General features: G+C 54.5%; 18 protein-coding genes and 1 tRNA gene. 7 read left to right on the forward strand and 12 right to left on the reverse strand.

From position 1 onward, the window contains the following. Positions 1–40: 40 nt before the first annotated feature. Positions 41–361: a thioredoxin gene (trxA, locus tag ACILP4_RS01495; RefSeq protein WP_395618985.1), complete on the forward strand. Its 321-nt coding sequence runs from the start codon at positions 41–43 to the stop codon at positions 359–361. Positions 362–448: 87 nt separating this feature from the next. Here the strand turns inward: trxA and argJ are convergent, their stop codons facing one another. After that, positions 449–1,672 carry a bifunctional glutamate N-acetyltransferase/amino-acid acetyltransferase ArgJ gene (gene argJ / locus ACILP4_RS01500; RefSeq protein WP_395618986.1) on the reverse strand — a complete coding sequence of 408 codons (1,224 nt, stop codon included), beginning with the start codon at positions 1,670–1,672 and terminating at the stop codon, positions 449–451. Positions 1,673–1,848: 176 nt separating this feature from the next. Here argJ and ACILP4_RS01505 point away from each other — a divergent pair, with 176 nt between their 5' ends. From ACILP4_RS01505 to ACILP4_RS01515, 3 genes are all read left to right on the forward strand, one after another. After that, positions 1,849–2,121 carry a hypothetical protein gene (locus ACILP4_RS01505; protein WP_395618987.1) on the forward strand — a complete coding sequence of 91 codons (273 nt, stop codon included), beginning with the start codon at positions 1,849–1,851 and terminating at the stop codon, positions 2,119–2,121. Between the two features lie 88 nt (positions 2,122–2,209). Beyond that, complete coding sequence (gene secA, locus ACILP4_RS01510) at positions 2,210–4,939, forward strand: preprotein translocase subunit SecA (protein ID WP_395618988.1); 2,730 nt, start codon at positions 2,210–2,212, stop codon at positions 4,937–4,939. A 24-nt stretch (positions 4,940–4,963) separates the two neighbouring features. After that, positions 4,964–5,710, forward strand: a complete 747-nt coding sequence (locus ACILP4_RS01515; protein ID WP_395618989.1) for a sulfite exporter TauE/SafE family protein — start codon at positions 4,964–4,966, stop codon at positions 5,708–5,710. A 20-nt stretch (positions 5,711–5,730) separates the two neighbouring features. Here the strand turns inward: ACILP4_RS01515 and ACILP4_RS01520 are convergent. From ACILP4_RS01520 to ACILP4_RS01540, 5 genes are all read right to left on the reverse strand, one after another. Then, positions 5,731–5,805 (reverse strand) — tRNA-Asn (locus ACILP4_RS01520). 74 nt (positions 5,806–5,879) lie between these two features. Next, on the reverse strand, positions 5,880–6,656 hold the full coding sequence (locus tag ACILP4_RS01525) for an NAD kinase (RefSeq protein WP_395618990.1): 777 nt from the start codon (positions 6,654–6,656) through the stop codon (positions 5,880–5,882). Continuing rightward, positions 6,653–7,639, reverse strand: a complete 987-nt coding sequence (gene moaA, locus ACILP4_RS01530) for a GTP 3',8-cyclase MoaA (protein ID WP_395618991.1) — start codon at positions 7,637–7,639, stop codon at positions 6,653–6,655. Before moaA ends, ACILP4_RS01525 begins: the two co-directional genes overlap by 4 nt. Before the next feature lie 68 nt (positions 7,640–7,707). Further along, a complete protein-coding gene (gene mfd / locus ACILP4_RS01535) occupies positions 7,708–11,178 on the reverse strand; it encodes a transcription-repair coupling factor (RefSeq protein WP_395618992.1) in 3,471 nt (1,156 codons plus the stop codon). Then, positions 11,178–11,462: a succinate dehydrogenase assembly factor 2 gene (locus ACILP4_RS01540; protein ID WP_395618993.1), complete on the reverse strand. Its 285-nt coding sequence runs from the start codon at positions 11,460–11,462 to the stop codon at positions 11,178–11,180. The genes mfd and ACILP4_RS01540 overlap by 1 nt, the downstream gene beginning before the upstream one ends. Positions 11,463–11,519: 57 nt before the next feature. On the opposite strand from ACILP4_RS01540, the gene recG reads away from it, so the two are divergent. Beyond that, positions 11,520–13,580 (forward strand): ATP-dependent DNA helicase RecG, encoded by a 2,061-nt coding sequence (gene recG, locus ACILP4_RS01545; protein ID WP_395618994.1) that lies wholly within the window; start codon positions 11,520–11,522, stop codon positions 13,578–13,580. Between the two features lie 10 nt (positions 13,581–13,590). On the opposite strand, the gene tyrS is transcribed toward recG, so the two are convergent. Beyond that, the gene (gene tyrS / locus ACILP4_RS01550) at positions 13,591–14,817 is read right to left on the reverse strand and encodes a tyrosine--tRNA ligase (RefSeq protein ID WP_395618995.1); all 1,227 of its coding nucleotides are present in this window, start codon (positions 14,815–14,817) and stop codon (positions 13,591–13,593) included. Between the two features lie 32 nt (positions 14,818–14,849). Between tyrS and ACILP4_RS01555 the strand changes: the two genes are divergently transcribed. Next, positions 14,850–15,410 (forward strand): DOMON-like domain-containing protein, encoded by a 561-nt coding sequence (locus ACILP4_RS01555; protein WP_395618996.1) that lies wholly within the window; start codon positions 14,850–14,852, stop codon positions 15,408–15,410. Further along, positions 15,407–16,606 (forward strand): exo-beta-N-acetylmuramidase NamZ domain-containing protein, encoded by a 1,200-nt coding sequence (locus ACILP4_RS01560; RefSeq protein ID WP_395618997.1) that lies wholly within the window; start codon positions 15,407–15,409, stop codon positions 16,604–16,606. Before ACILP4_RS01555 ends, ACILP4_RS01560 begins: the two co-directional genes overlap by 4 nt. On the opposite strand, the gene ACILP4_RS01565 is transcribed toward ACILP4_RS01560, so the two are convergent. From ACILP4_RS01565 to ACILP4_RS01585, 5 genes are all read right to left on the reverse strand, one after another. Next, positions 16,603–17,787 (reverse strand): VWA domain-containing protein, encoded by a 1,185-nt coding sequence (locus tag ACILP4_RS01565; protein ID WP_395618998.1) that lies wholly within the window; start codon positions 17,785–17,787, stop codon positions 16,603–16,605. The two genes, ACILP4_RS01560 and ACILP4_RS01565, sit on opposite strands and share 4 nt — an antisense overlap. 79 nt (positions 17,788–17,866) lie before the next feature. Next, positions 17,867–18,712: an AAA family ATPase gene (locus tag ACILP4_RS01570; protein ID WP_395618999.1), complete on the reverse strand. Its 846-nt coding sequence runs from the start codon at positions 18,710–18,712 to the stop codon at positions 17,867–17,869. 182 nt (positions 18,713–18,894) lie between these two features. Continuing rightward, complete coding sequence (rpoD, locus tag ACILP4_RS01575; RefSeq protein ID WP_395619000.1) at positions 18,895–20,934, reverse strand: RNA polymerase sigma factor RpoD; 2,040 nt, start codon at positions 20,932–20,934, stop codon at positions 18,895–18,897. An 18-nt stretch (positions 20,935–20,952) separates the two neighbouring features. Continuing rightward, positions 20,953–22,818 (reverse strand): DNA primase, encoded by a 1,866-nt coding sequence (gene dnaG / locus ACILP4_RS01580; protein ID WP_395619001.1) that lies wholly within the window; start codon positions 22,816–22,818, stop codon positions 20,953–20,955. Position 22,819: 1 nt separating this feature from the next. Further along, on the reverse strand, positions 22,820–23,272 hold the full coding sequence (locus ACILP4_RS01585; RefSeq protein WP_395619002.1) for a GatB/YqeY domain-containing protein: 453 nt from the start codon (positions 23,270–23,272) through the stop codon (positions 22,820–22,822). Positions 23,273–23,483: the final 211 nt, after the last annotated feature.

Below are 23,483 nucleotides of genomic sequence, written 5' to 3' on the forward strand. Positions count from 1 at the left end.
CCGCAGCGGCAATACATGGGACCTAACAAAGGAGATTAACATGGCTACCAAAACCGTTGGCGACAATGATTTCGCCGCAACCGTTCTGTCATCAGGTAAACCCGTATTGGTCGATTTCTGGGCCGAATGGTGCGGCCCATGTAAGATGATTGGCCCAAGCCTCGAAGAAATCAGCGAAGAGCTGGCCGGACAGGTCGAGATTGTGAAGCTGAACATTGATGACCACCCCGATACGCCTGCCAAATATGGCGTGCGCGGGATTCCGACGATGATCCTGTTCAAAGGCGGGGAAATTGCCGATACCAAGGTCGGCGCCGCGCCCAAGGCACAATTGAAAAGCTGGCTCGAAGCCGCGCTTTAGGGTCAGGACCACTTAAATCCACCTTCGCGGTTTGAGGCCATTGTGTTCAGTGCAAGGCGGCAAAGCCCAGGCTTAGTGGTCCTGACCCTAGCTGCGATAATCGGCGTTGATGCTGATGTAACCGTGGGTTAGGTCGCACGTCCACACTGTGGCGTGCCCCGACCCAAGGCCGAGATCAACGCCGATTTCGATTTCTTTTTGCTTTAGGTGACGCGCGACTGGCGCTTCATCATAATCGGCCACGGCCAATCCATTGCGCGCAACCAACGTCGCACCAAAGCGGATGGAAAGCGTGTCGCGGTTTGCAGGCTCGCCGGCTTTACCAACCGCCATGACCACGCGACCCCAATTGGCATCCTCACCCGCAATCGCTGTTTTGACCAAGGGCGAATTGGCAATCGCTAACCCGATGCGCCGCGCACTGTCGTCGTTCGTTGCGCCGCTAACCTGAATTTCAATAAACTTCTGCGCCCCTTCGCCATCCCGCACCACCAGATGCGCCAATTGACGACAGACATCGTTCAGCGCCGCTGCAAAGGCATCTGCGCCAACATCATCGAAAGATGTCAATCGTACATTGCCTGCCTTGCCTGTGGCAAAGGCGAGTACCGTGTCGCTGGTTGATGTGTCGCTGTCCACGGTAATGCAGCTAAAGCTCGATTGATTGGCGGCAGACAAAAGCTGTTGTAAGAAAGCCGCGTCAACGGCTGCGTCGGTGAAGATATATCCCAGCATCGTCGCCATGTCCGGCGCGATCATGCCTGAACCCTTGATAATGCCGACGATCTGCACCTTGCGGCCATCCACCATCGCGCTGGCCGTTGCGCCCTTGGCAAAGGTGTCGGTGGTGCCGATGCCATGCGTCACATCTTCCCAGCTGCATGGTGCAGCATCAAAAGCCGCTTGAAGACCAGCCTGCGCCTTGTCGATGGGTAAAGGAACGCCAATGACACCGGTTGAAGACACGAATATTTCCGTCGCGTCGCAGTTCAAATGCCCGGCCACTTGGCCTGTAATTGCGTCCACCGCATCCTTGCCCCGCTGCCCAGTGAAGGCGTTGCTATTGCCCGCATTCACCACCAGCGCACGCGCACGGCCATGCGGCAAATGCGCGCGGCATAGATCAACCTCAGCGGAACAGCACAGATTTTGTGTCGTCACGCCTGCGACCGTTGTCCCTTCGTCAAACGTCACATAGCTCAAGTCACAGCGGTCCCAATCCTTATACCGCGCACGCGCAACACGCGGCGTCGCGCCAGCAATGTCGGGCATGACAGGAAAAGGGATGGCGAGTGGAGAAGTGCTAGACAAGTATCTGTAACCTTGTAATATTTTTGAGAATTTATGGAGGGCGTGTAAATGTTGCATTTTGTTTATCTGTTGGCCGCAATTGGCGCAACCGGCAATGCACGTCAGGCAACGCGCTTCGGGATAGACGCAGGGGTTTTGTGTCCCTATATGCTTTGTAGCACCTCATAGGGCAAAATATGCGTTTACTGATTTATATACTGGCAATGATGAGCGGATTTTCCGCTGCGGAGGCGGCGCGTCCGCTTTCCTCGTCGTCTGCGTCAGTGGATACGGCGGTTGCGCAAGCTTATGTTGCTGCCGCGGCGTTTGAGGCTGTTGCCGCTGCTGAGCCCGTGGTCCGTGAGACTGCGAATATGCGGGCGTCACTTTCCCCGGCTTTTGGTGCAGCGAACCCGGCTGTTGTAACGCCAGATACGCCGGTTGGCCGGCATGATATCATCTTAGGTTAGGCTTTCTGCGCCCCTTTGGGGTGCGTCCCATAGCTACCTAATGCGCGCCACTTGTGCGCGTCTCCCAAATATTTTGAAGGAATTATCCATGCTCGGCGGATTTGCCAAAGCCATATTCGGGTCGTCGAACGACCGTTACGTCAAATCGATCATGAAGATCGTTGATAAGATCAATGCGCTTGAAGTCGACATTTCCGCGATGGACGACGATCGCCTAAAGGGGCAAACGCAGATTTTCCGTGACCGCTTGGTCGCAGGCGAAACGCTTGACGATATCCTGCCTGAGGCGTTTGCGACTGTGCGCGAAGCATCAAAGCGCGTCATGGGTATGCGTCACTTCGATGTACAGATGGTCGGCGGTATTGTTTTGCATCGCGGCGAAATCGCCGAAATGCGCACAGGTGAAGGTAAAACCTTAACCGAAACATTGGCATGCTACCTGAACGCGATTGAAGGCAAGGGCGTCCATGTTGTCACCGTCAACGACTATCTGGCCCGCCGTGACGCGGAATGGATGGGTAAGATTTACGGTTTCCTTGGCCTGACCACGGGTATAGTCGTTCCAAACATCGCGGAAAATGAGCGCCGCGACGCGTATGCATGCGATATTACATATGCGACGAACAACGAACTTGGTTTCGATTATTTGCGCGACAATATGAAATATGAGCGCGCGCAAATGGTGCAGCGCCCGTTCAACTTCGCAATCGTTGATGAAGTCGATTCGATCTTGGTCGATGAAGCACGGACGCCGTTGATTATTTCGGGCCCGACCGACGATAAATCCGAACTCTATATGCAGGTTCACGCCGTCGTGCTCCAGTTGGACGCGGGCGATTATGACAAGGACGAAAAGAGCCGCAATGTCACGCTGACCGAAGACGGCACCGAGAAGGTAGAGCGTCTGCTTGAGGACGCTGGCTTGCTGACCGGTTCTAATCTGTATGATTATGAGAATACTTTGGTCGTGCACCATCTCGACCAGGCGCTCAAAGCCAATGTGATGTTCAAGCGCGACATTGATTACATCGTCAAGGATGGCAAGGTCATCATCATCGACGAATTCACCGGGCGCATGATGGATGGGCGTCGCTGGTCCAATGGCTTGCACCAAGCGGTCGAAGCCAAGGAAGGCGTCGATATTGAGCCTGAAAACCAGACGCTGGCGACCATTACGTTCCAAAATTATTTCCGCATGTATCCCAAATTGTCTGGGATGACGGGCACCGCGGCGACCGAAGCCGGTGAGTTTCATGAAATCTACAAGCTCAACGTTGTTGAAATACCAACCAATCTGCCCGTTCAGCGCGTGGATGAGAACGACCAGTTCTACAAAAACACGCAAGATAAATTCGGTGCCATCGCCAAGACCATTAAAGAGGCCAATGATCGCGGTCAGCCCGTTTTGGTCGGCACGGTGTCGATTGAAAAATCCGAGTTACTCGCTGAGTTCTTAGAAAAAGAAGGCGTAAAGCACAGCGTTTTGAATGCCCGCTTCCACGAAAGCGAGGCGCATATTGTTGCGCAAGCTGGCCGCTTGGGCAGCGTTACCATCGCCACCAACATGGCGGGTCGCGGTACCGATATTCAGTTGGGCGGTAACTTTGAATTCCGGTTGAACGACGAATTGCGCGACATGCCCGAGGGGAAGGCGCGCGATGCCGCCATAGCGGCTTTGCAAGCTGAAATTGCTGCCGAAAAAGCAAAGGTTATCGAAGCTGGCGGATTGTTCGTTCTTGCGACAGAACGCCATGAAAGCCGCCGTATCGATAACCAGCTGCGCGGCCGTTCGGGGCGTCAGGGCGATCCAGGTCTTTCCCGCTTCTATTTGTCGCTAGACGATGATCTTTTGCGTATTTTTGGGTCCGAAACTCTGTTCTCCAAAATGATGAACTCCAGCCTTGAAGACGGCGAGGCGATTGGTGGCAAATGGTTATCGAAAGCCATTGAAACCGCGCAGAAAAAGGTAGAAGCGCGCAACTATGATATCCGCAAACAGCTGGTCGAATATGACAATGTCATGAACGACCAGCGCAAGGTTATTTATGACCAACGCAGCGACATCATGGATGCAGAATCCGTCGACGACATCATTGAAGATATGCTCAACGATACGGTGAACAATATTGTCGGCGATCACTGTCCTGAAGGCACCTATCCCGAGCAATGGGATGTTGCGGGTCTGAAGCAAAAATGTGCAGAGGTATTGGGGCTTACCCCTGATATCGATAGCTGGTTGCAAGAAGACGGTCTTGAGCCCGAAATGATCGAAAACCGCATATCCGAATTGGCAAACGCCAAGTTTGAGGCGAAAAGCGCTGCGCTGGATGGAACCATTTGGCGACAGGTCGAAAAAAGCATCTTGCTGCAAACGCTCGACCATCATTGGAAAGAGCATTTGTCCACGCTCGATGCCCTGCGACAGGTGATTTACCTGCGTGCTTATGCGCAGAAGAACCCGGTCAACGAATATAAGCAAGAGGCCTTTGGCCTGTTTGAGCGCATGTTGTCGGCCATCCGCGAAGGCGTGACCAAGACCATCGCCACCAATGATTTCCGCGCCGAGGAAGAATTTGTTCCGCAAGATTTGCCGGAACTGCCCGATTTCCTGACGACGCATATCGACCCGTTTAAAGGTGACGATAATAGTGCCGACAGCGACGCCGCTTCTCTCGGGTTGGTCACAACAAAAATCCCGCGGCCAGCTGCGGCTGCTGGTGGCAGCGACCCGTATGCAGGCGACCCTGATCTGCGCCGCAACGACCCATGCCCATGCGGTTCGGGGCAGAAATATAAGCACTGTCACGGTGCATTTTGATAACGAGATGAGGGAGGAGCGAAGATGATCTGGCTGGCCAGCCTCTTCGCTCTTATCGCCTTTGTTTACGCGTCCGTTGGTTTTGGCGGTGGATCCACGTACACCGCGCTTCTTGCCTTATGGGGGTTGGATTACCGGTTGATTCCGGTGATTGCGCTTGTCTGTAACATCATCGTCGTGACCGGCGGCAGCATTCGTTTTGTGCGTGCGGGCTTGGTGTCATGGCCGCAAGTTCTGCCTTTGCTTATGGTATCTGCGCCGCTGGCCTTCGTAGGCGGGCTGGTGCCGCTGAAACAAGTCGTGTTCCTGACGATTTTGGGTGGCGCGTTGTTAGCGTCGGCAATCGCCCTCTTTCTCCAAGCGGATAAAATGACGCCGCGCGCAGTCCCAAAGCCGGTTTTGCTGGCGCTTTCGGGTGGGGTGGGCTTACTCGCGGGCCTCTCGGGCATTGGTGGCGGCATATTCATGGCGCCGGTCTTGCACCTTATCCGTTGGGCAGAAGCGCGGCGTATCGCCGCCTTCGCGTCGCTGTACATATTGATCAACTCGGCCGCTGGCTTGCTGGGCCAAATATTGAAATCGGGTGTGCATTCGCTTGCGGAACCTGCGCTGCAATATGGCCTGCTACTTGGCGCTGTATTGGTGGGCGGACAATTGGGCAGCCTGTTCGGCATGCGCTATTTGTCACCACGCCTGTTACGGGTGCTGACAGCGTTGCTGGTGGGCTATGCCGCGCTGCGGCTACTCTGGCAGGCCCATGGGCCTTCTTAGTATCTACTTAGCCAGAAAAATGGCTCCCCGGGAGGGATTCGAACCCCCGACCAATTGATTAACAGTCAACTGCTCTACCACTGAGCTACCAGGGAACAGCCCGATATGATCGGGCAGAGGCGCGCCTATAGCAGCGCTTTTTTGCTTTTGGCAAGCGCCCATTGCCCGTTCAGACAATAAATTGTTCCATCGCAATGCGATCATCCAAGGCGTGCTCTGGATCGAACAACAAAGTAAGCGCGCGGTTGCGGTCCAAGGCCACTTCGACATGCGCAATATCCCGGATTTCGCGTTGATCGGCGACGGCGCTCACCGGCCTTTTATTGGCCTCCAAGACATTGATTCGGATGACATAGCGGTCCGGCAATATCGCGCCTTTCCAACGCCGCGGCCGAAAGGGGCTGATCGGCGTCAAAGCGAGCAACGACGAATCCAACGGCAAAATGGGGCCATTGGCAGATAGATTATACGCGGTGGAGCCAGCGGGCGTGGAAACCAATATGCCGTCACAAATGAGCTCAGGGATGACGGCCCTGCCATTGACCGAAATTTCCAGCTTCGCCGCCTGACGCGTTTCGCGCAGCAGGGAAACTTCGTTAATAGCGGGCAATGTGAATTTTTGGCCGCTGATCGTGGTTATGTCCGCCGTTAACGGACGGACAGAAAAGGACTTGGCGCGTTGCAGGCGGCGGGGAAGGTCATGCACGTCCCAGCTATTCATCAAAAAGCCAATGGTGCCGCGGTTCATGCCATATGCAGAAATATCGCGGCGGCTTTCCAATAATTGGTGTAAGACCTGAAGCATGTGCCCGTCGCCCCCAAGCACAATGACCGCGTCGGCGCTGTCGAGCGGCACAAATTCATGCACTTCGCGCAAAAGCGCTTCGGCTTCACGGGCTTGCGGGGTAGCTGATGAGATGATCGCAAGTTGCATATTTTGGTTCATCCACCTGTTGCATTCATATGGCGTGCGAGCCGTAAATCAGGCTGCGCAAGCTGCGTTTCAAATTCATGGCGTTGGGGTTTAAGCCGCAATGCCTTTTGAAGCAAATAATCAACATCTGTTAGCGTGTCCTCACGCAGCGCCTTGCGTAAATCGACATGCAGCTCCGAACCCAAGCACATGTAAATCTTACCATCGGTGGTGAGGCGGATCCTGTTACATTGGTCGCAGAAATTATGGCTCATGGGTGTGATGAGGCCAAGGCGAAGGCCCAATGGTTCGACGCGCCAATAACGCGCAGGGCCGGCGCTTTTATGCGCGAGGGGATGTAGCGCATATTGTGCACGCAGTGGCGCCGTAAAATCATCGAGCGAGATGTAGGTTTCTTCGCGTTCTGTAACGCCCGCGCCCAAGGGCATGGTTTCTATCAAAGTGAGATCAAGCCCATGATCGGCGCAGAAATGCGCCATAGGCAACAGCGCGTCTTCGTTTTGCTGTTTTAGCGCGACCATGTTGATTTTTACATCCATGCCGTGCGCGCGCGCCGCATGGATACCGGCCAACACCGTATCAAGGTCGCCACCACGGCTGATGCGGCGACAGGCGTCTGCATCCAATGTGTCGAGGCTGACGTTAATTCTTTTCATGCCCGCCGACGCGAGCAACGGGGCAAATTGTTCCAGTCGGCTACCATTGGTGGTCATGGTGAGTTCGTCGAGTGCGCCGTTGCGTACATGCTGACCCAGGGCGTCGATCAAGATATGGATGTCGCGCCGCACAAGCGGTTCACCGCCGGTAAGACGGATTTTGCGAATGCCATGCGCGATGAATCGTTCCACCAAAACTAGGATTTCATCGTAGGTCAGCAGGTCGCGATGCGGCAAAAAGCTTTGCTGTTCCGGCATGCAATAGGTGCACCGAAAATTGCACCGGTCGGTCACCGATATCCGTAAATAGTCGATATTGCGTCCGAAACCGTCGATCATTTTCGCGATGTAAGCGTAAAAGCGCGCAGACGAAAGCTTAATCCAACAGCCGCGATGGCGGGGAGGGGCTAATTCGATTTGCGCGCCAAATTGGCGAGGCCACGCGACAGTTGCAAACATCCGTTCAGCCGTGCCGCAGGGTCGCCCCAGACACGGTTGATCACCAGCTTGCTATCGGGACGCAGCTTTGCGGTTTGGCCCAATTTGTCGACATAAGCGAGCAACCCAGCGACATTGGGCGGTGTATCCTGATGGAAGCTGACCAACGTCCCGCGCGCGCCGACTTCGATTTTGGCGACTTGCGCAATAAGCGCGTTTTGTTTGATCTGAATAAGCTTGAGCAGGTTCTGCGTGGGTTCGGGGATCGGACCAAAGCGGTCGGTCATCTCTGCAGCGAAACCTTCGACATCCTGGCCTTCTTCGAGATCGTTCAAGCGGCGATACAGCGCCATGCGAACCGACAGGTCGGGGACATAGTCGTCCGGGATAAGAATAGGTGCATCGATGGTGATTTGTGGCGAGAAGCTGCCGCGCGGCTTGGCAAGACCGTGCGCGCCCGCGCGCGCCTCTAGAATCGCTTCTTCCAGCATCGATTGATACAATTCAAAGCCAACTTCTTTGATATGGCCCGATTGTTCATCCCCGACGAGATTGCCGGCGCCGCGAATGTCGAGGTCATGGCTGGCAAGCTGGAAACCCGCGCCAAGGCTATCGAGGTCGCCAAGCACCTTCAGGCGCTTTTCCGCTGTCTCTGTGAGCGCACGATTGGGTTCATGGGTCAGATACGCATAAGCGCGCGTTTTGGAGCGTCCGACGCGTCCACGAAGCTGATATAATTGCGCAAGGCCGAAACGGTCGGCGCGGTGGATGATCAAGGTGTTGGCGCTGGGAATGTCGAGGCCGCTTTCGACGATGGTGGTCGACAATAAGACGTCATACCGCTTTTCATAGAAAGCGCTCATGCGCTCTTCGACTTGGGTGGGCGACATTTGGCCATGCGCGGTGACATATTTCACTTCGGGTATTTCAGTGCGCAGATATTCTTCGATCTCGGTCAAATCGTTAATGCGCGGTACAACAAAGAAGCTTTGCCCGCCGCGATAATGTTCGCGCAACAACGCCTCGCGTAGCACAACGGGATCCCAGGGCATGACATAAGTGCGCACGGCCAGACGGTCGACTGGCGGGGTTTGGATGACCGATAGCTCACGCAGGCCAGACATCGCCATCTGCAATGTGCGCGGGATGGGCGTTGCGGTTAGTGTAAGCATATGCACGTCGGTCTTGAGTGCCTTCAACTGCTCCTTGTGATTAACGCCAAAGCGTTGTTCCTCGTCGACAATGACGAGGCCAAGGCGTTTGAACTGCAGCGACTTGGCCAGCACGGCGTGCGTCCCGATTACAATGTCCACAGTGCCATCGGCGAGGCCCTCACGCGTTTGCGTGGCCTCTGCAGCGGGCACAAGCCGCGACAGGCGACCCAGCCGTAAAGGCAAATCACGGAAACGTTCGGCAAAGTTCGCATAATGCTGCCGCGCCAATAATGTTGTTGGCGCAATGACGGCGACCTGAAGTCCGGCCATGGCAGCGGCAAAAGCGGCGCGCATCGCAACTTCGGTTTTACCAAAGCCAACATCACCGCAGACCAGACGGTCCATCGGCTTGCCAGCGGATAAGTCCTGAAGCACTTCCTCAATCACGCGGAGCTGATCTTCGGTTTCTTCATAAGGGAAGCGGTCGACGAAGCTTGCATAAGCAGGGCCATCAACCTCAATCACGGAACCCGACCGCAATGCGCGTTCGGCAGCGGTCTTTAGCAATTCGCCCGCAATGGCGCGGATGCGTTCTTTCAGCTTCGACTTGCGCCGCTGCCATGCCTCGCCGCCCAATTTGTCGAGCGCGACATGCTCGCTATCCGAACCATAACGCGACAAGACATCGATATTTTCAACCGGGACATATAATTTGTCGCCGCCGGAATAAGTAAGGGCAACGCAGTCATGTGGGCTGTTGCCGACGGGGATGGAAATCAGGCCATCATAGCGTCCGATACCATGGTCTTGGTGCACCACGAGGTCACCCGGCGTCAGTGCGGCCAATTCGGCAAGGAAAGCGTCTGCGGACTTGCGCCGCTTTTGACGCCGCACCAGACGGTCGCCCAGCATGTCCTGTTCGCTCAACACGACAAGGTCGGGCGTAGTATAGCCATGGTCCAATGGCAGAACGACAATGGCGGTTTGTCCTGCCGCAACGCCCAAGGCTTGTTGCCAACTATCGGCGGCGACAATCGTTGGTGCCTTATGATCCGCCAGCAAGCCCTTCAGCCGTTCACGCGCACCAATCGAGTAGCTCGCAATGACTGTCTTGGTCTTGGCGGCATGCAGCGACTTCAGATGCGCGGCTACCGCTTCATATATATTTGCCTTTTGCGCTCGTTCCGGCGCAAAATCGCGCGCTGCACCAATGCCGAAGTCGATGATGTTCGCCGTGTCCGGCTGTGCGAAAGGCGTGACCAGATGGGCGGCGTTATCGGCAAATAACTGCTCGAGTTCATCGCCGCTCAAATACAGCATTTCCGGCGGCAGCGGACGGTAGCTGCCCGGCTCCGCCGCTTGTGCCTTCACGCGATTTTCGTGATAGTCGGTGATGGAGTCGAGCCGTGACTGCCCCGCCGCAATCGCGCCGCTGTCGCGAATAATCAACGCGTCCGCGCCAACATGGTCGAATATCGTCGCCATCCGCTCTTCGAACAAAGGCAGCCAATGGTCCATGCCGGACAGCCTGCGGCCTTCGGATACGGCTTGATATAATGGGTCGCCCGTTGCGGTGACGCCAAATCGCTCGCGATAGCCGATGCGGAAGCGTTTAATCGCCTCTTCATCCATTAAGGCTTCGACGGCGGGTAAGATGTCGAAATGCTCGACCTGATCAATACTGCGTTGGTCCGATGGGTTGAAGCGGCGGATGCTTTCAATTTCATCGCCAAAGAAATCGAGGCGAAGGCCGACTTCGCTGCCCGCAGGGAATAGGTCGACAATGCTGCCGCGGATAGCAAATTCACCAGCGTCGGCTACGGTGTCCACGCGGAAATAGCCGTTGGATTGTAGTAACGACGCAAGCCGCTCACGGCTGATCTCGCGGCCAGCGGCTAATCGCTCGCCTGTCTGGCGGATACGGAACGGCGTTACATATTTCTGAATGACCGCGCCGATGGTCGTGACCACAAGCTGTTTCTTTTTCGTAGGCTGCTGCAGCGCCTGCAAAGTCGACATGCGCTGCGAGGTGACGGCGACTGAAGGTGAAGCGCGGTCATAGGGCAAGCAGTCCCAACCGGGCAGGATCAGAATTTCGATTTCAGGTGCAAAAAAAGGCACCGCATCTGCAATCGCGCGCATCGCCGATTCATCAGGCGCAATGTAAAGCGCGCGTGTCTTTGCCGCGCGCGTCAGGTCGGCTAGCAACAAAGGCGTAAAGCCGTTTGGCACCGACGCAAGCGTCAGCGCTTGGCGACTGTTTATGATGCGCTGCAGGTCAATCATCACTTATGCGTGCTAAGCCCTTCAGGAAGCACAATGAAATCCAGTCGCATCATCTGGTCCATCAAAGGTCCAGTAAAGGCTGGGTCGGGCTCTGCTGTGCCCAGCGCCCATGCCATGATGTCGACATCCTGTTCATCGAGCAGCCGTTCAAACCAAGCATATTCCACTTCGCCCCATTCGGCCGAGCAGTGATCGAAAAATCCACCGACCATAGCGTCGGCCTCACGCGTGCCACGGTGGTGCGCGCGATAATGCAGTTTGCGACGATAGGGGTCGGCGTCCATGGCGCGTCCTTTAGCTTCTGGTGGAATATGATTATCGGGTTATAAGCGGCCCTAGTCATGCGCCCCGATATACTCAATCCGTTATTTACAGACATACGCGCCCTAAAGGGTGTCGGTCCCGGTCTTGCCAAGCCGTTGGAGCGGCTTGGGCTGGAGCGGGTGAAGGATGTTCTGTATCATTTTCCAAACAGTTGGACCTATCGCAAGGCGGTCTCGCGTTTGGATGTCGCCGATGTCGGTCAGAACATCATCCTTACCGTCACTGTCATGGATCATCGCGGTGGCAGCAACCCGCGCGCGCCATTGCGTATCTTCGCGGCGGATGCTGGGGGCAATTACATCACGCTGACATTTTTTGGCCGGAATGGCGGTTGGGCGCGAAAGCAGCTTCCTGTCGGCGAAACACGCATCATTTCGGGTAAATTGGACCGTTATGGGGACGAACTCCAGATGGTGCACCCTGACCATATTGTGCCTATCGGTAGCGATGCTTCACCCGGCCTTGCCGAACCGATTTACCCCTTGTCCGACGGCCTAACAAACAAGCGTATGGGCCAATTGGTGGCATCATCGTTGCAAGATGTGCCGGATCTGGCCGAGTGGATTGAGCCTACTTTGATATCCAGTCGGGGATGGTCAAGTTGGTCGAAGTCTATCAACCTACTGCACAGGAAGGATGACGAAGACGCGCGGAATAGGCTGGCTTATGATGAGCTATTTAGCAACCAATTGGCGATGCGTTTAATCCGCGCGGCGATGGACAAACGCGCCGCCGTGCCGATACATGGCGACGGCTCTTTGGTGTCAAAATTGACATTGCCCTTTGCGCTCACAGGGGCGCAGCAGCGCGCCATAACCGAGATAGAGGGCGATCTTGCGCAGTCGCGCCCGATGCTCCGCTTGCTGCAAGGCGATGTCGGCGCTGGCAAGACGATGGTCGCGCTGATGGCGCTTTTGCGCGGTGTTGAGGCAGGGATGCAGTCGGCAATGCTCGCGCCGACAGAGATTTTGGCGCGGCAACATTATGCCAGCTTGCAAAAAATACTCTCTGGCCTGCCTATCAATATCGCCATTCTTACGGGCCGCGAAAAAGGCAGCTTACGGGAAGCAACTTTGATGGGGCTTGCCGATGGGTCAATCCACATCCTGGTCGGCACGCATGCGATATTTCAAGAGGCGGTGACCTATAAGGCGCTGGCGGTTGCCGTGATTGATGAACAACACCGTTTCGGCGTGTCGCAGCGCCTCATGCTGTCCCGCAAGGGCAGGGGTGTGCCACATTTGCTGGTCATGACCGCGACCCCCATACCACGCAGCCTCGCCCTTGCGGCCTATGGCGAAATGGACAGCTCTATATTGGATGAGCTTCCTCCCGGACGGACGCCAGTTGAAACTCGCGTGATGTCGCAGGATCGTCTGTCGGAACTGGTCGATGGCGTAGCGCGCCACCTCGCCGCCGGAAAACAGGCATTTTGGGTGTGCCCATTGGTGGAGGAAAGCGACAAAAGCGACCTGGCCGCCGCTGAACAACGTGCGGAACAGCTGCGCTTGCGCTTTGGTGATCAGGTTGCGTTGGTGCACGGGCGGATGCGCGGTGCGGAGAAGGACGCGGTTATGGAGCGCTTTGTAGCCGGTGAAACGCGGTTGTTGGTTGCGACTACCGTCATCGAAGTCGGTGTCGATGTGCCGAATGCGAGCCTCATGGTAATTGAGGCAGCCGACCGCTTTGGCCTTGCACAACTGCACCAGTTGCGCGGGCGGGTTGGCCGTGGGTCCGAAAAATCCGTCTGCATATTGGTACGGAGCACACATGTTGGCGAAACTGCCCGCGCGCGGCTGGCCTTGATGCGAGAAACCAACGATGGTTTCCGCATTGCCGAGGAAGACTTGAAATTGCGCGGCGCGGGTGAATTGTTGGGCACAAGGCAGTCGGGCGAAAACCCATTTCGCGTCGCGACGCCTGAACAGGTGCGCGCGCTGATTGGTGTTGCCGCAGATGATGCGCGGTTGTTGCTTGACCGTGATGGCGGGCTTGATGGCCCACGCGGCCAGGCGGCGCGGGTGGCGCTCTATCTATTTGAACGAGATGCAGGTGTAGCGACGTTGCGCGGCGGATAGGCGCCGAAGCTTATATGAAGTTGATTAACCCGTGTTTTTTCTTCCCAGCCGAAATTTTGACGGGGGCAGCTTGGGCGGTAATCACTGCTTCTTCATCGGTCACAGCGTCACCATCGACGCGCGCGCCGCCACCTTGGATCATCCGGCGGGCCTCTTTTTTTGAAGCGACGAAGTTCAATGCGACAAGAGCATCGATAACGGAAATCTCTCCCGATGCGTCAACGCTGGGCAGATCGCCACCGGCCGCGCCTTCTTCAAATGTTTTACGTGCTGTTTCGGCTGCAAGTGCTGCAGCGTCCGCGCCCCGGCACAATTCGGTCGCGGCGTTGGCCAAGGCAATTTTCGCCACATTGATTTCCGAACCGCCGAGCGATTCAAGCCGTTCTATCTCGTCCAGCGGTATATCGGTAAACAAGCGCAGGAAACGCCCTACGTCACGATCGTCCGTGTTCCGCCAGAATTGCCAATAATCATAATCAGGCAATTGTTCACGGTTCAACCAAATCGCGCCAGAGACCGACTTGCCCATCTTTGAACCATCGGCCTTGGTAATCAGCGGGGTTGTTAGGCCAAACACTTCGGTTCCGTCCATCCGGCGGGCAAGCTCCATGCCGTTAATGATGTTGCCCCATTGATCGGATCCACCCATTTGCAAGCGAACGCCCATGGTTTTGCTCAAATGACGGAAGTCATAGCCCTGCAGGATCATGTAGTTGAATTCGAGAAAGGTCATCGGCTGTTCGCGCTCAAGGCGTAACTTGACCGAATCAAATGTCAGCATGCGGTTGATCGTGAAATGCGTGCCAACTTGCTGCAGCAGTTCAATATATCCCAGTTGCCCCAACCAATCATGGTTGTTGACCATCACGGCATCGGTTGGGCCGTCGCCAAATGTCAGAAATTGTTCGAACGCCGTTCGGATCGAGTTGATGTTCGATTCAATCGTGTCATCGGTGAGCATTTTGCGGACTTCGTCCTTGCCCGTTGGGTCCCCAATCCGCGTCGTCCCGCCGCCCATGACCACTACTGGCTTGTGGCCCGCTTGTTGCAAGCGACGCAGCAGCATAATCGACACAAGATTGCCGACATGAAGCGATGGCGCGGTCGCGTCGAAGCCGATATAGCCAGGCACAATCTCTTTGGATGCCAATGCGTCAAGCGCCGGGGCGTCAGTTGCTTGGTGAATATAGCCACGTGCATCTAGCAGGCGAAGGAGATCGGATTTATAAGCAGTCATAACGCGTCCGCGCCTAGCATGGAGTTTCGACATTGGCCAATATTTCAATGACTGAAGTGCCTTTGATTTGTCACGCGCAGTCGCTGGCCGGCAAAATTAAGAGTATCGGCGTCACGATTACACATGGGGCGAGCGGGGATATTACGTTGACCTTTCGCCTATCTGGCGAAACAGATGCTCTAGAAATCCCGGCCTTATCAAGGCCAGATCGTATTGATAATCTATGGAAAAGTACTTGTTTTGAGATGTTTATAGGGCATTTTGAAGACGAAAATTATTTAGAGTTTAATTTTTCACCATCGGGCCAGTGGGCAGCATATCAGTTCGCTAGCTATCGAGAGGGTATGGATGATCTGGCAACAAATGCTCCAGACATTAAGTCCGAGCAATCCGCAGACGCTCTGACGCTCATCGTAACGCTTGCATTACCCGATACATGGCGGGAACGTGACCTTCGCGCAGGGTTAAGCGCGGTTATTGCTACAAAAAGTGGAAATATCTCCTATTGGGCCGCGGCACATTCCTCAGGTAAGCCGGATTTTCATCATAAGGATTGCTTTGCCGTAAAACTGGAGGCACGAAGCGCGGCATGAAATTTGGAATTGATCGCCTTTTGGCCGAACCTCAACTGCGTGCGCCCCTGAAAGGCAAGCGCGTTGCTTTGTTGGCGCACCCCGCCTCTGTCACCGCTGACTTGACCCATTCGCTTGATGCAATTGCTGCATTGAGTGACGTCAAAGTGACGGCCGCATTTGGCCCGCAACACGGTCTGCGCGGCGATAAGCAGGACAATATGATGGAATCGCCGGATTTCATGGATCCTGCCCACAATATCCCAGTATTCAGCCTGTATGGTGAAGTGCGCCGCCCGACCGCCGCCTCTATGGAGACTTTTGATGTCATCCTCATCGATTTGCAGGATCTGGGCTGCCGCATTTACACGTTTATAACGACCCTGCTGTACATATTGGAAGCCGCTGCTGAGCATGGCAAGTCGGTTTGGGTGCTAGACCGCCCCAATCCCGCTGGACGCCCTGTAGAAGGGCTTACGCTGCGTTCTGGATGGGAAAGCTTTGTGGGGGCAGGCCCGATGCCCATGCGGCATGGCCTGACACTAGGCGAGATGGGGAAATGGTTTGTCGAACATTATAAAATTGATGTCGATTATCACGTGATCGCGATGGAGGGCTATGCCCCCGATGCAGCGCCAGGCTTTGGCTGGCCGACGGACCGGCTGTGGATTAACCCAAGCCCCAACGCAGCGAACGTCAACATGGCGCGGGCTTATGCTGGCACCGTTTTGCTGGAAGGTACGACCTTGTCCGAGGGCAGGGGCACGACGCGCCCGCTAGAGTTATTTGGTGCGCCTGACATCGATGCACGCAAGGTTATTGCTGAAATGCAAAGCTTCGCACCTTCATGGTTGAAGGGTTGCAGTCTGCGTGAAATCTGGTTTGAACCAACATTCCACAAACATGTGCATCAGCTTTGCCATGGCGTGCATATTCACGCCGAAGGCCCAGGCTATGAGCATCAGGCGTTTCAGCCATGGCGGTTGCAGACATTGGCGTTCAAGGCCATCCGGCGGCTGTATCCGGATTATGATCTGTGGCGCGATTTCCCATATGAATATGAATTGGGAAAACTCGCCATTGACGTCATCAACGGCGGACCAGCTTTGCGCGAATGGGTTGATTCCGCCGACAGCACGCCAGAGGAATTTGACGCAATAACGTCAGTCGATGAGCAAAATTGGATCGAAGAACGACGCAAACACTTGTTATATTAATGTCCGTGCTTGCGGCTTAGCTCCCGCATGGCGTCATCCAAACCTTCTAGCGTCAGCGGATACATGCGGTCGTTTACCAGTTCCTTGATGATCTTGGTCGACTGTGAATAGCCCCATTGCTTTTCGGGCACAGGGTTCAACCAAACCGTTGCCGGATAAGTGCTGGTGATACGGTTCATCCATACCGCGCCCGCTTCCTCGTTGAAATGTTCGACCGAACCGCCGGGATGGGTAATCTCATAAGGGCTCATGGAGGCATCGCCGACCATCACAACCTTATAATCATGCGGGAATTTGTGCAGCACGTCCCACATTTGCGTGCGCTCGCTAAACCGGCGCTTATTGTCTTTCCACACGCCTTCATATGGACAGTTGTGAAAATAGAAAAATTCTAGGTTTTTGAACTCGCTAGTGGCGGCACTGAATAGTTCTTCGCAAAGTTTTATGAACGGATCCATCGACCCGCCGACATCCAACATCAACAGCACCTTAATAGCATTGCGCCGTTCCGGACGCATTTTGATGTCGAGCCAGCCTTGGCGTGCTGTGCCGTTAATCGTGCCGTCGATATCTAGCTCTTCTACTGCTCCATCACGGGCGAATCGGCGCAATCGGCGCATTGCGATTTTGATATTACGCGTACCCAATTCTTTGGTGTTGTCGAGATTCTGAAACTCGCGTTTGTCCCATACTTTGACCGCACGCTTATGTTTGGATTCGCCACCAATCCGCACGCCTTCTGGGTGATATCCTGAATTGCCATAAGGCGATGTGCCGCCAGTGCCGACCCATTTATTGCCGCCCTGGTGGCGCTTTTCCTGTTCTTCGAGTCGCTTCTTGAGCGTCTCCATCAATTCGTCCCAGCTGCCCATTTTTTCGATCTTCGCCATTTCCTCGGGCGAGAGATATTTTTCCGCGATGGCTTTCAACCAATCAGCGGGGACATCGACGGAGTTTTGGCCATATTCAGTGAATATGCCTTTGAAAACTTTGCCAAAAACCTGATCAAAACGATCCAATAATGCTTCGTCCTTTACCAAAGTGGCGCGCGCCAGATAGTAGAACTCTTCTGGACTTTGGCCAATGACATCGGCGTCCAACGCGGCAAGTAACGCCAGATGCTCTTTCAGCGATGCCGAGATGCCGGCAGACCGCAACTCTTCCATGAATGAGAAAAACATCGGCTGGTTCCTGTATAAAGTGACCGATTATGCTTTGGCGAATGCGCGGCTCAAGAGGCAAATAGCGCGCGGACGAATTTTACGTGTTGGGGCGGCGGGCCATAAAGGCAAGCCGTTCAAACAACATGATATCCTGCTCATTCTTAAGCAGCGCGCCGTGTAAAGGCGGGATCGCTTTGGTTGGATCGCGCGACTGAAGCACATCCAATGGCATATCTTCATGCAGCAATAGCTTCAGCCAATCGAGCAATTCGCTTGTGCTCGGCTTTTTCTTGAGGCCAGGCACGTCCCGAACTTCGTAGAAAATGTCCATTGCCTTAGACACCAGCATTTTTTGAATGCCAGGAAAGTGCACATCGATAATCGCCTGCATCGTCGTGCGATCCGGAAATTTGATATAATGGAAGAAACAACGGCGCAGAAACGCGTCCGGCAGTTCTTTTTCATTGTTGGATGTGATGATGACGACAGGGCGCTCAACGGCCTTGATGGTTTCCTGTGTTTCGTAAACGAAGAACTCCATACGATCGAGTTCCTGCAACAAATCATTAGGAAATTCGATGTCGGCCTTGTCGATTTCGTCGATCAACAGCACGGGCAATTGGGGGGCGGTAAATGCCTCCCACAATTTTCCCTTTTTAATGTAATTTTTGATGTCATGCACGCGCTCATCGCCCAATTGGCTGTCACGCAGGCGGGCAACGGCATCATATTCATATAAGCCCTGATGCGCCTTGGTCGTGGACTTGATATTCCATTCGATGAGCGGTGCACCCAATGCAGTCGCAATTTCCTGCGCAAGGACGGTCTTGCCGGTGCCTGGTTCACCCTTGACCAATAAAGGCCGGCGCAACTTCGTGGCGGCGTTAACTGCGACCTTCAGGTCATCAGTGGCGACATAGTTTTCGGTGCCTTCAAAGCGCATGGACAAACCCTTTTTGTTAATCGAACGATTAATTCGTTAAGTGGGCTCATCACGATATGCAACAGGATACTGCGTGACCAAGCGCGTGGCTTCAAGCCTGAACATGGTGCGAACCTGCTGATACAAAAACGGGCCCAATCCTCAGAGTAGGAAAGGGCCCGATTTAATGCATTGGTATCAGATTATTGGTCGAGGAAGCTGCGCATTTTGCGGCTGCGACTTGGATGCTTAAGCTTGCGCAGCGCCTTGGCTTCAATCTGACGAATACGCTCACGCGTCACGCTGAATTGCTGACCGACTTCTTCAAGCGTGTGGTCGGTGTTCATCCCAATGCCAAAGCGCATACGCAGCACACGTTCTTCGCGCGGCGTCAGCGATGCCAAAACGCGCGTGACCGTTTCCTTCAAGTTTGCTTGAATTGCGGCATCAACAGGAATGATCGCATTTTTATCTTCGATGAAGTCGCCCAAATGGCTGTCTTCTTCGTCACCAATCGGGGTTTCAAGGCTGATTGGTTCCTTTGCGATTTTCATCACCTTGCGCACTTTTTCAAGCGGCATCGAAAGGCGTTCGGCCATTTCTTCCGGTGTAGGCTCACGCCCTTGTTCGTGCAGGAACTGGCGGCTCGTGCGCACCAATTTATTGATCGTTTCGATCATATGCACGGGGATACGGATGGTCCGCGCCTGATCTGCAATCGAGCGGGTGATCGCCTGACGAATCCACCAGGTTGCATATGTGCTGAACTTGTACCCACGGCGATATTCAAACTTGTCGACCGCCTTCATTAGGCCGATATTGCCTTCCTGAATAAGGTCGAGAAATTGCAAGCCGCGGTTGGTGTATTTCTTGGCAATGGAAATCACGAGGCGCAAATTCGCCTCAACCATTTCCTTCTTCGCGATGCGTGCTTCGCGCTCGCCCTTTTGCACCATGTTCACGATGCGGCGGAATTCGCCAAGTGACATGCCGGTATTGGCTGCGATGTCCGCTATCTCGCTGCGGATGCGTTCGACGCTCTCAGCTTCGTTCGTAGCGAAGGCCGTCCATTTTTTGTCGATGTTTGCAACTTCGGCGAGCCAATTCTCGTCGAGCTCATGACCCATATAGCTATCGAGGAACGCCTTGCGGGGAACCTTGTGCCGCTCGGCCAAGCGCAGCATCTGACCACCCAACGCTGTCAGGCGTCGGTTAAATGAGTAAAGCTGATCGACCAGATATTCGATCTTGTTCGCATGGAACTGCACGCTTTCAACCTCTGCGGTCAGTTCTTCACGCAATTTGTGATACTTATTTTCCGAAGCTGTGGAAAAATCTTCACCGGCATTCAGTGCGCGCATGCGCTCAAGCTGAATGTTTGAGAATTTCTTGAACAATGACGTTATCTTAGCGAAGCGCTCCAGCGCAGCGGGCTTCAACGCCTCTTCCATTTGCGCGAGGCTAAGGGTGTTATCTTCTTCCTCTTCCTCGACAGGACGTGACCGACGCTCCGTCAAATCTTCGTCATCGTCGCTCGCCGCTTCGGGTTCGTCCTCGACTTCATCTTCTTCTTTATAAGAAGGCCCAGCGGTCTTTTCGCTGATTTCGCCATCGCCTTCTTCTTCGCCATCTTCGGTCAGCGATTCAGGGGCTGGCTCTTTCGAGAGCATGGCGTCTAGATCAAGAATTTCGCGCAACTGCATTTCGCCGTCATTGAGCGCATTGGACCAGTCGATGATTGCGTGAAACGTGATCGGGCTTTCACACAGGCCCAGGATCATAGTGTCACGACCAGATTCGATACGCTTGGCGATGGCGATTTCGCCTTCGCGGGACAGCAATTCTACCGCGCCCATTTCGCGTAAATACATACGGACAGGGTCGTCGGTGCGTTCGCCTGTGCCAGTCTTCTTGACTGTACTCGTCAACGAACGTGGGTCATTTTCGGAAATATTGTCGATGGTTTCGACTTCTTCCTCGGTATCGTCCTCATTATCGTCGCCAGCTTCGTCATTCTCGACGATTTGCACACCCATGTCGTTTATCGCGGACATAACATCTTCAATTTGTTCGGAAGACATCTGATCCTGCGGCAAGGCAGCATTTAGTTCATCATAGGTCAGGAAACCCCGGCGCTTAGCCTTGGCGAGCAGTTTCTTTACGGTCGCATCATTCAGGTCAATCAGCGGTGCATCACCGTTTTCGCCGATATCTTCTTCGTTTTCATTTGCGCGACTTGCCAAAATAATTCCCCGATACTCTTATAAAATATCCGTATCACGCCGAAAAAATTCGATGATACGATCGTCAAATGCCTTTTTTTCGTGTCGCAACCTTTGCTGTTCAGCAAAAGTCTCTTCAGTCATCTCCAAACTCGCCAGCTGCGTGGCGCGTTCCAGAGCTTCTTCCAGCGCAGGACGCTGCTTCATTAGCCTGATTGCTTCACCCAAATCTTTTGAAGCGTTAGAAAATCCGTCGCCCCCCGTACCGAACTCTCCGCGGTTAAAGGCAAAAACCTTACCGTTGCTGTGGAGCAGTGTTGAGGCGACATTATACAACTTCTCGCCCAATATGGTAATTAGCCCCTCGGTATCAAGCGTTTCTTTACCAAAAGATTCGTTGAGCATCCCATTCAGCAAAGCGGCGTGATTCGGGTCGGGTGGAACGAAGTCACTCAGCGCCTCATGATGCTGTGCAATGAGTGCAGGGTGTCGCAACAGCGCCGCGAGTACACCTTGAATGAGAAAGTCCGATCCCTTGGCGTTAAAGTTTTTGGTTTCGGCGCCCGGCGGTAAAGTGTGCGGCTTGCGCCAATTGGGCTTCTGCCCGCGCACAAAGGGCGCAGATGGCGTAAATGGCGCGCTACGTCGCTGCGCGAATAGTTCGTCGAACCGCTCACGAAAGGCGTCGGCATAATGACGACGAATTTCTCCGTCCGCAATATTTGCCATATGTGCGCCTAGGCGCTGTTTAAGCCCCGCACGGTCCTCTGGTGTCTCGAGTGGCCCCGCAGACACTTCTGCCCGCCATAGCCTCTCTACAAGCGGCTGAGAGGCTTCTAGAAGCAATGTGAGTGCGTTTGCACCCGATGCCTTCACCAGATCATCTGGGTCTTGCCCCTCGGGCAAGGTAACAAACTGAAGGCTATGGCCGGGTTTCAACAATGGCAGTGCGCGTAAAGCCGCGCGCATCGCGGCTTTTTGACCGGCAGCGTCGCCGTCAAAACATAACAACGGCTTTTCTGTCATCCGCCATAGCATCTGGATCTGCTGTTCGGTCAGCGCGGTGCCCAAGGGCGCAACCGCATCGGCAAAGCCCGCCTGCGCGATAGCGATGACGTCCATATAGCCTTCGACCACAATTACGCGGCCCGTTTGGCGCGAAGCGGGCGAACATTTGTCCAAATTGTATAGCGTCCGGCCCTTGTCGAACAAAGGCGTGTCGGGTGAGTTGAGATATTTAGGCTCGCCTTCGCCTAATATCCGGCCACCAAAGGCAATCACGCGCCCACGCGGGTCGCGGATAGGGATCATCAGCCGACCGCGAAACCGGTCATATGGCGCTTTTCCATCAACCGAAATCAGCAACCCTGCCTCAATCAACATGGGATCGCCAAATTGCTTGAGTGCGGTTTTTAAGGCCGTGCGATTGTCTGGTGCGAGACCGAAACCAAAGTCGCGGATCGTTTTCTCCGTAAATCCGCGCTGTTTAAGATATCCTCGCGCGGCGGAACCCTCAACGCCGAACAATTGGGTAACAAACCACTCCTGCGCTGCCGTCATGACATCATACAGACTGTTTGCTTTCTCGGCCCGCTGCGCTGCCTTAGGATCTGGGGCAGGGACATCCATACCGGCCTCTGCTGCAAGTTCTTTTATGGCATCCATGAAAGACAGACCGCGCTGGTCAGTCATCCAGCGAATGGCATCCCCATGCGCAGAGCAACCAAAGCAATGGTAAAAACCCTTTTCGTCGTTAATCGTGAAACTGGGTGATTTTTCGTTATGGAACGGGCAGCAGGCCTTAAATTCGCGGCCAGCCTTGGTAACCTTCACGGTACGGCCAATCAGCGCGGATAGCGTGATCCGCGCGCGTAATTCGTCCAGCCATTGCGGGGTAAGCGCCACCTTAACCCAACGCGGCCTTTACCAAAGCACTGGCCTTACTCATGTCAAGCTGTGGACCATGACGTTCTTTCAAAACTGCCATGACGCGACCCATATCTTTCAGGCTCTCCGCGCCGAGTTCAATCTTGATACCTTCAATTGCGGCGCTGGTTTCGGCGTCGCTCAACTGCGCCGGTAGGAAATCTTCGATAATCGCCAGCTCAGCAGCTTCAACCGCAGCAAGCTCGGCGCGACCACCTTGTTCATATAACGCAATCGATTCGCGGCGTTGCTTGATCATTTTCTGCATGACCTCAACTACCATCGCGTCGTCATCGGGTTGCTGTGACGCGGTGCGCAGTTCGATGTCGCGGTCTTTAATCTTGGCGAGGATCAGGCGGACTGCGGCCAGGCGGTCTTTATCACCCGCTTTCATGGCAGAGATCTGTGCGGCTTTTATGGTGTCACGAATCATATTTGGTTCCGAATTTTTGATGATGCATAGCGTTAGACGAACATCCAAATTCCGTCACCCTGAACTTGTCGGCCATCACCCTGACATTATCGGTCGTCATCCTGAACTTGTTTCAGGATAACGCATCAACGTCGCTTGTTATCCTGAAACAAGTTCAGGATGACGCGGGCGTTGAATCAGGGTGACGGCTGGCATTGAAGATGATGCTTGA

The organism is Sphingorhabdus sp. (assembly GCF_044239045.1).
Classification (GTDB): Bacteria; Pseudomonadota; Alphaproteobacteria; order Sphingomonadales; family Sphingomonadaceae; genus Sphingorhabdus_B.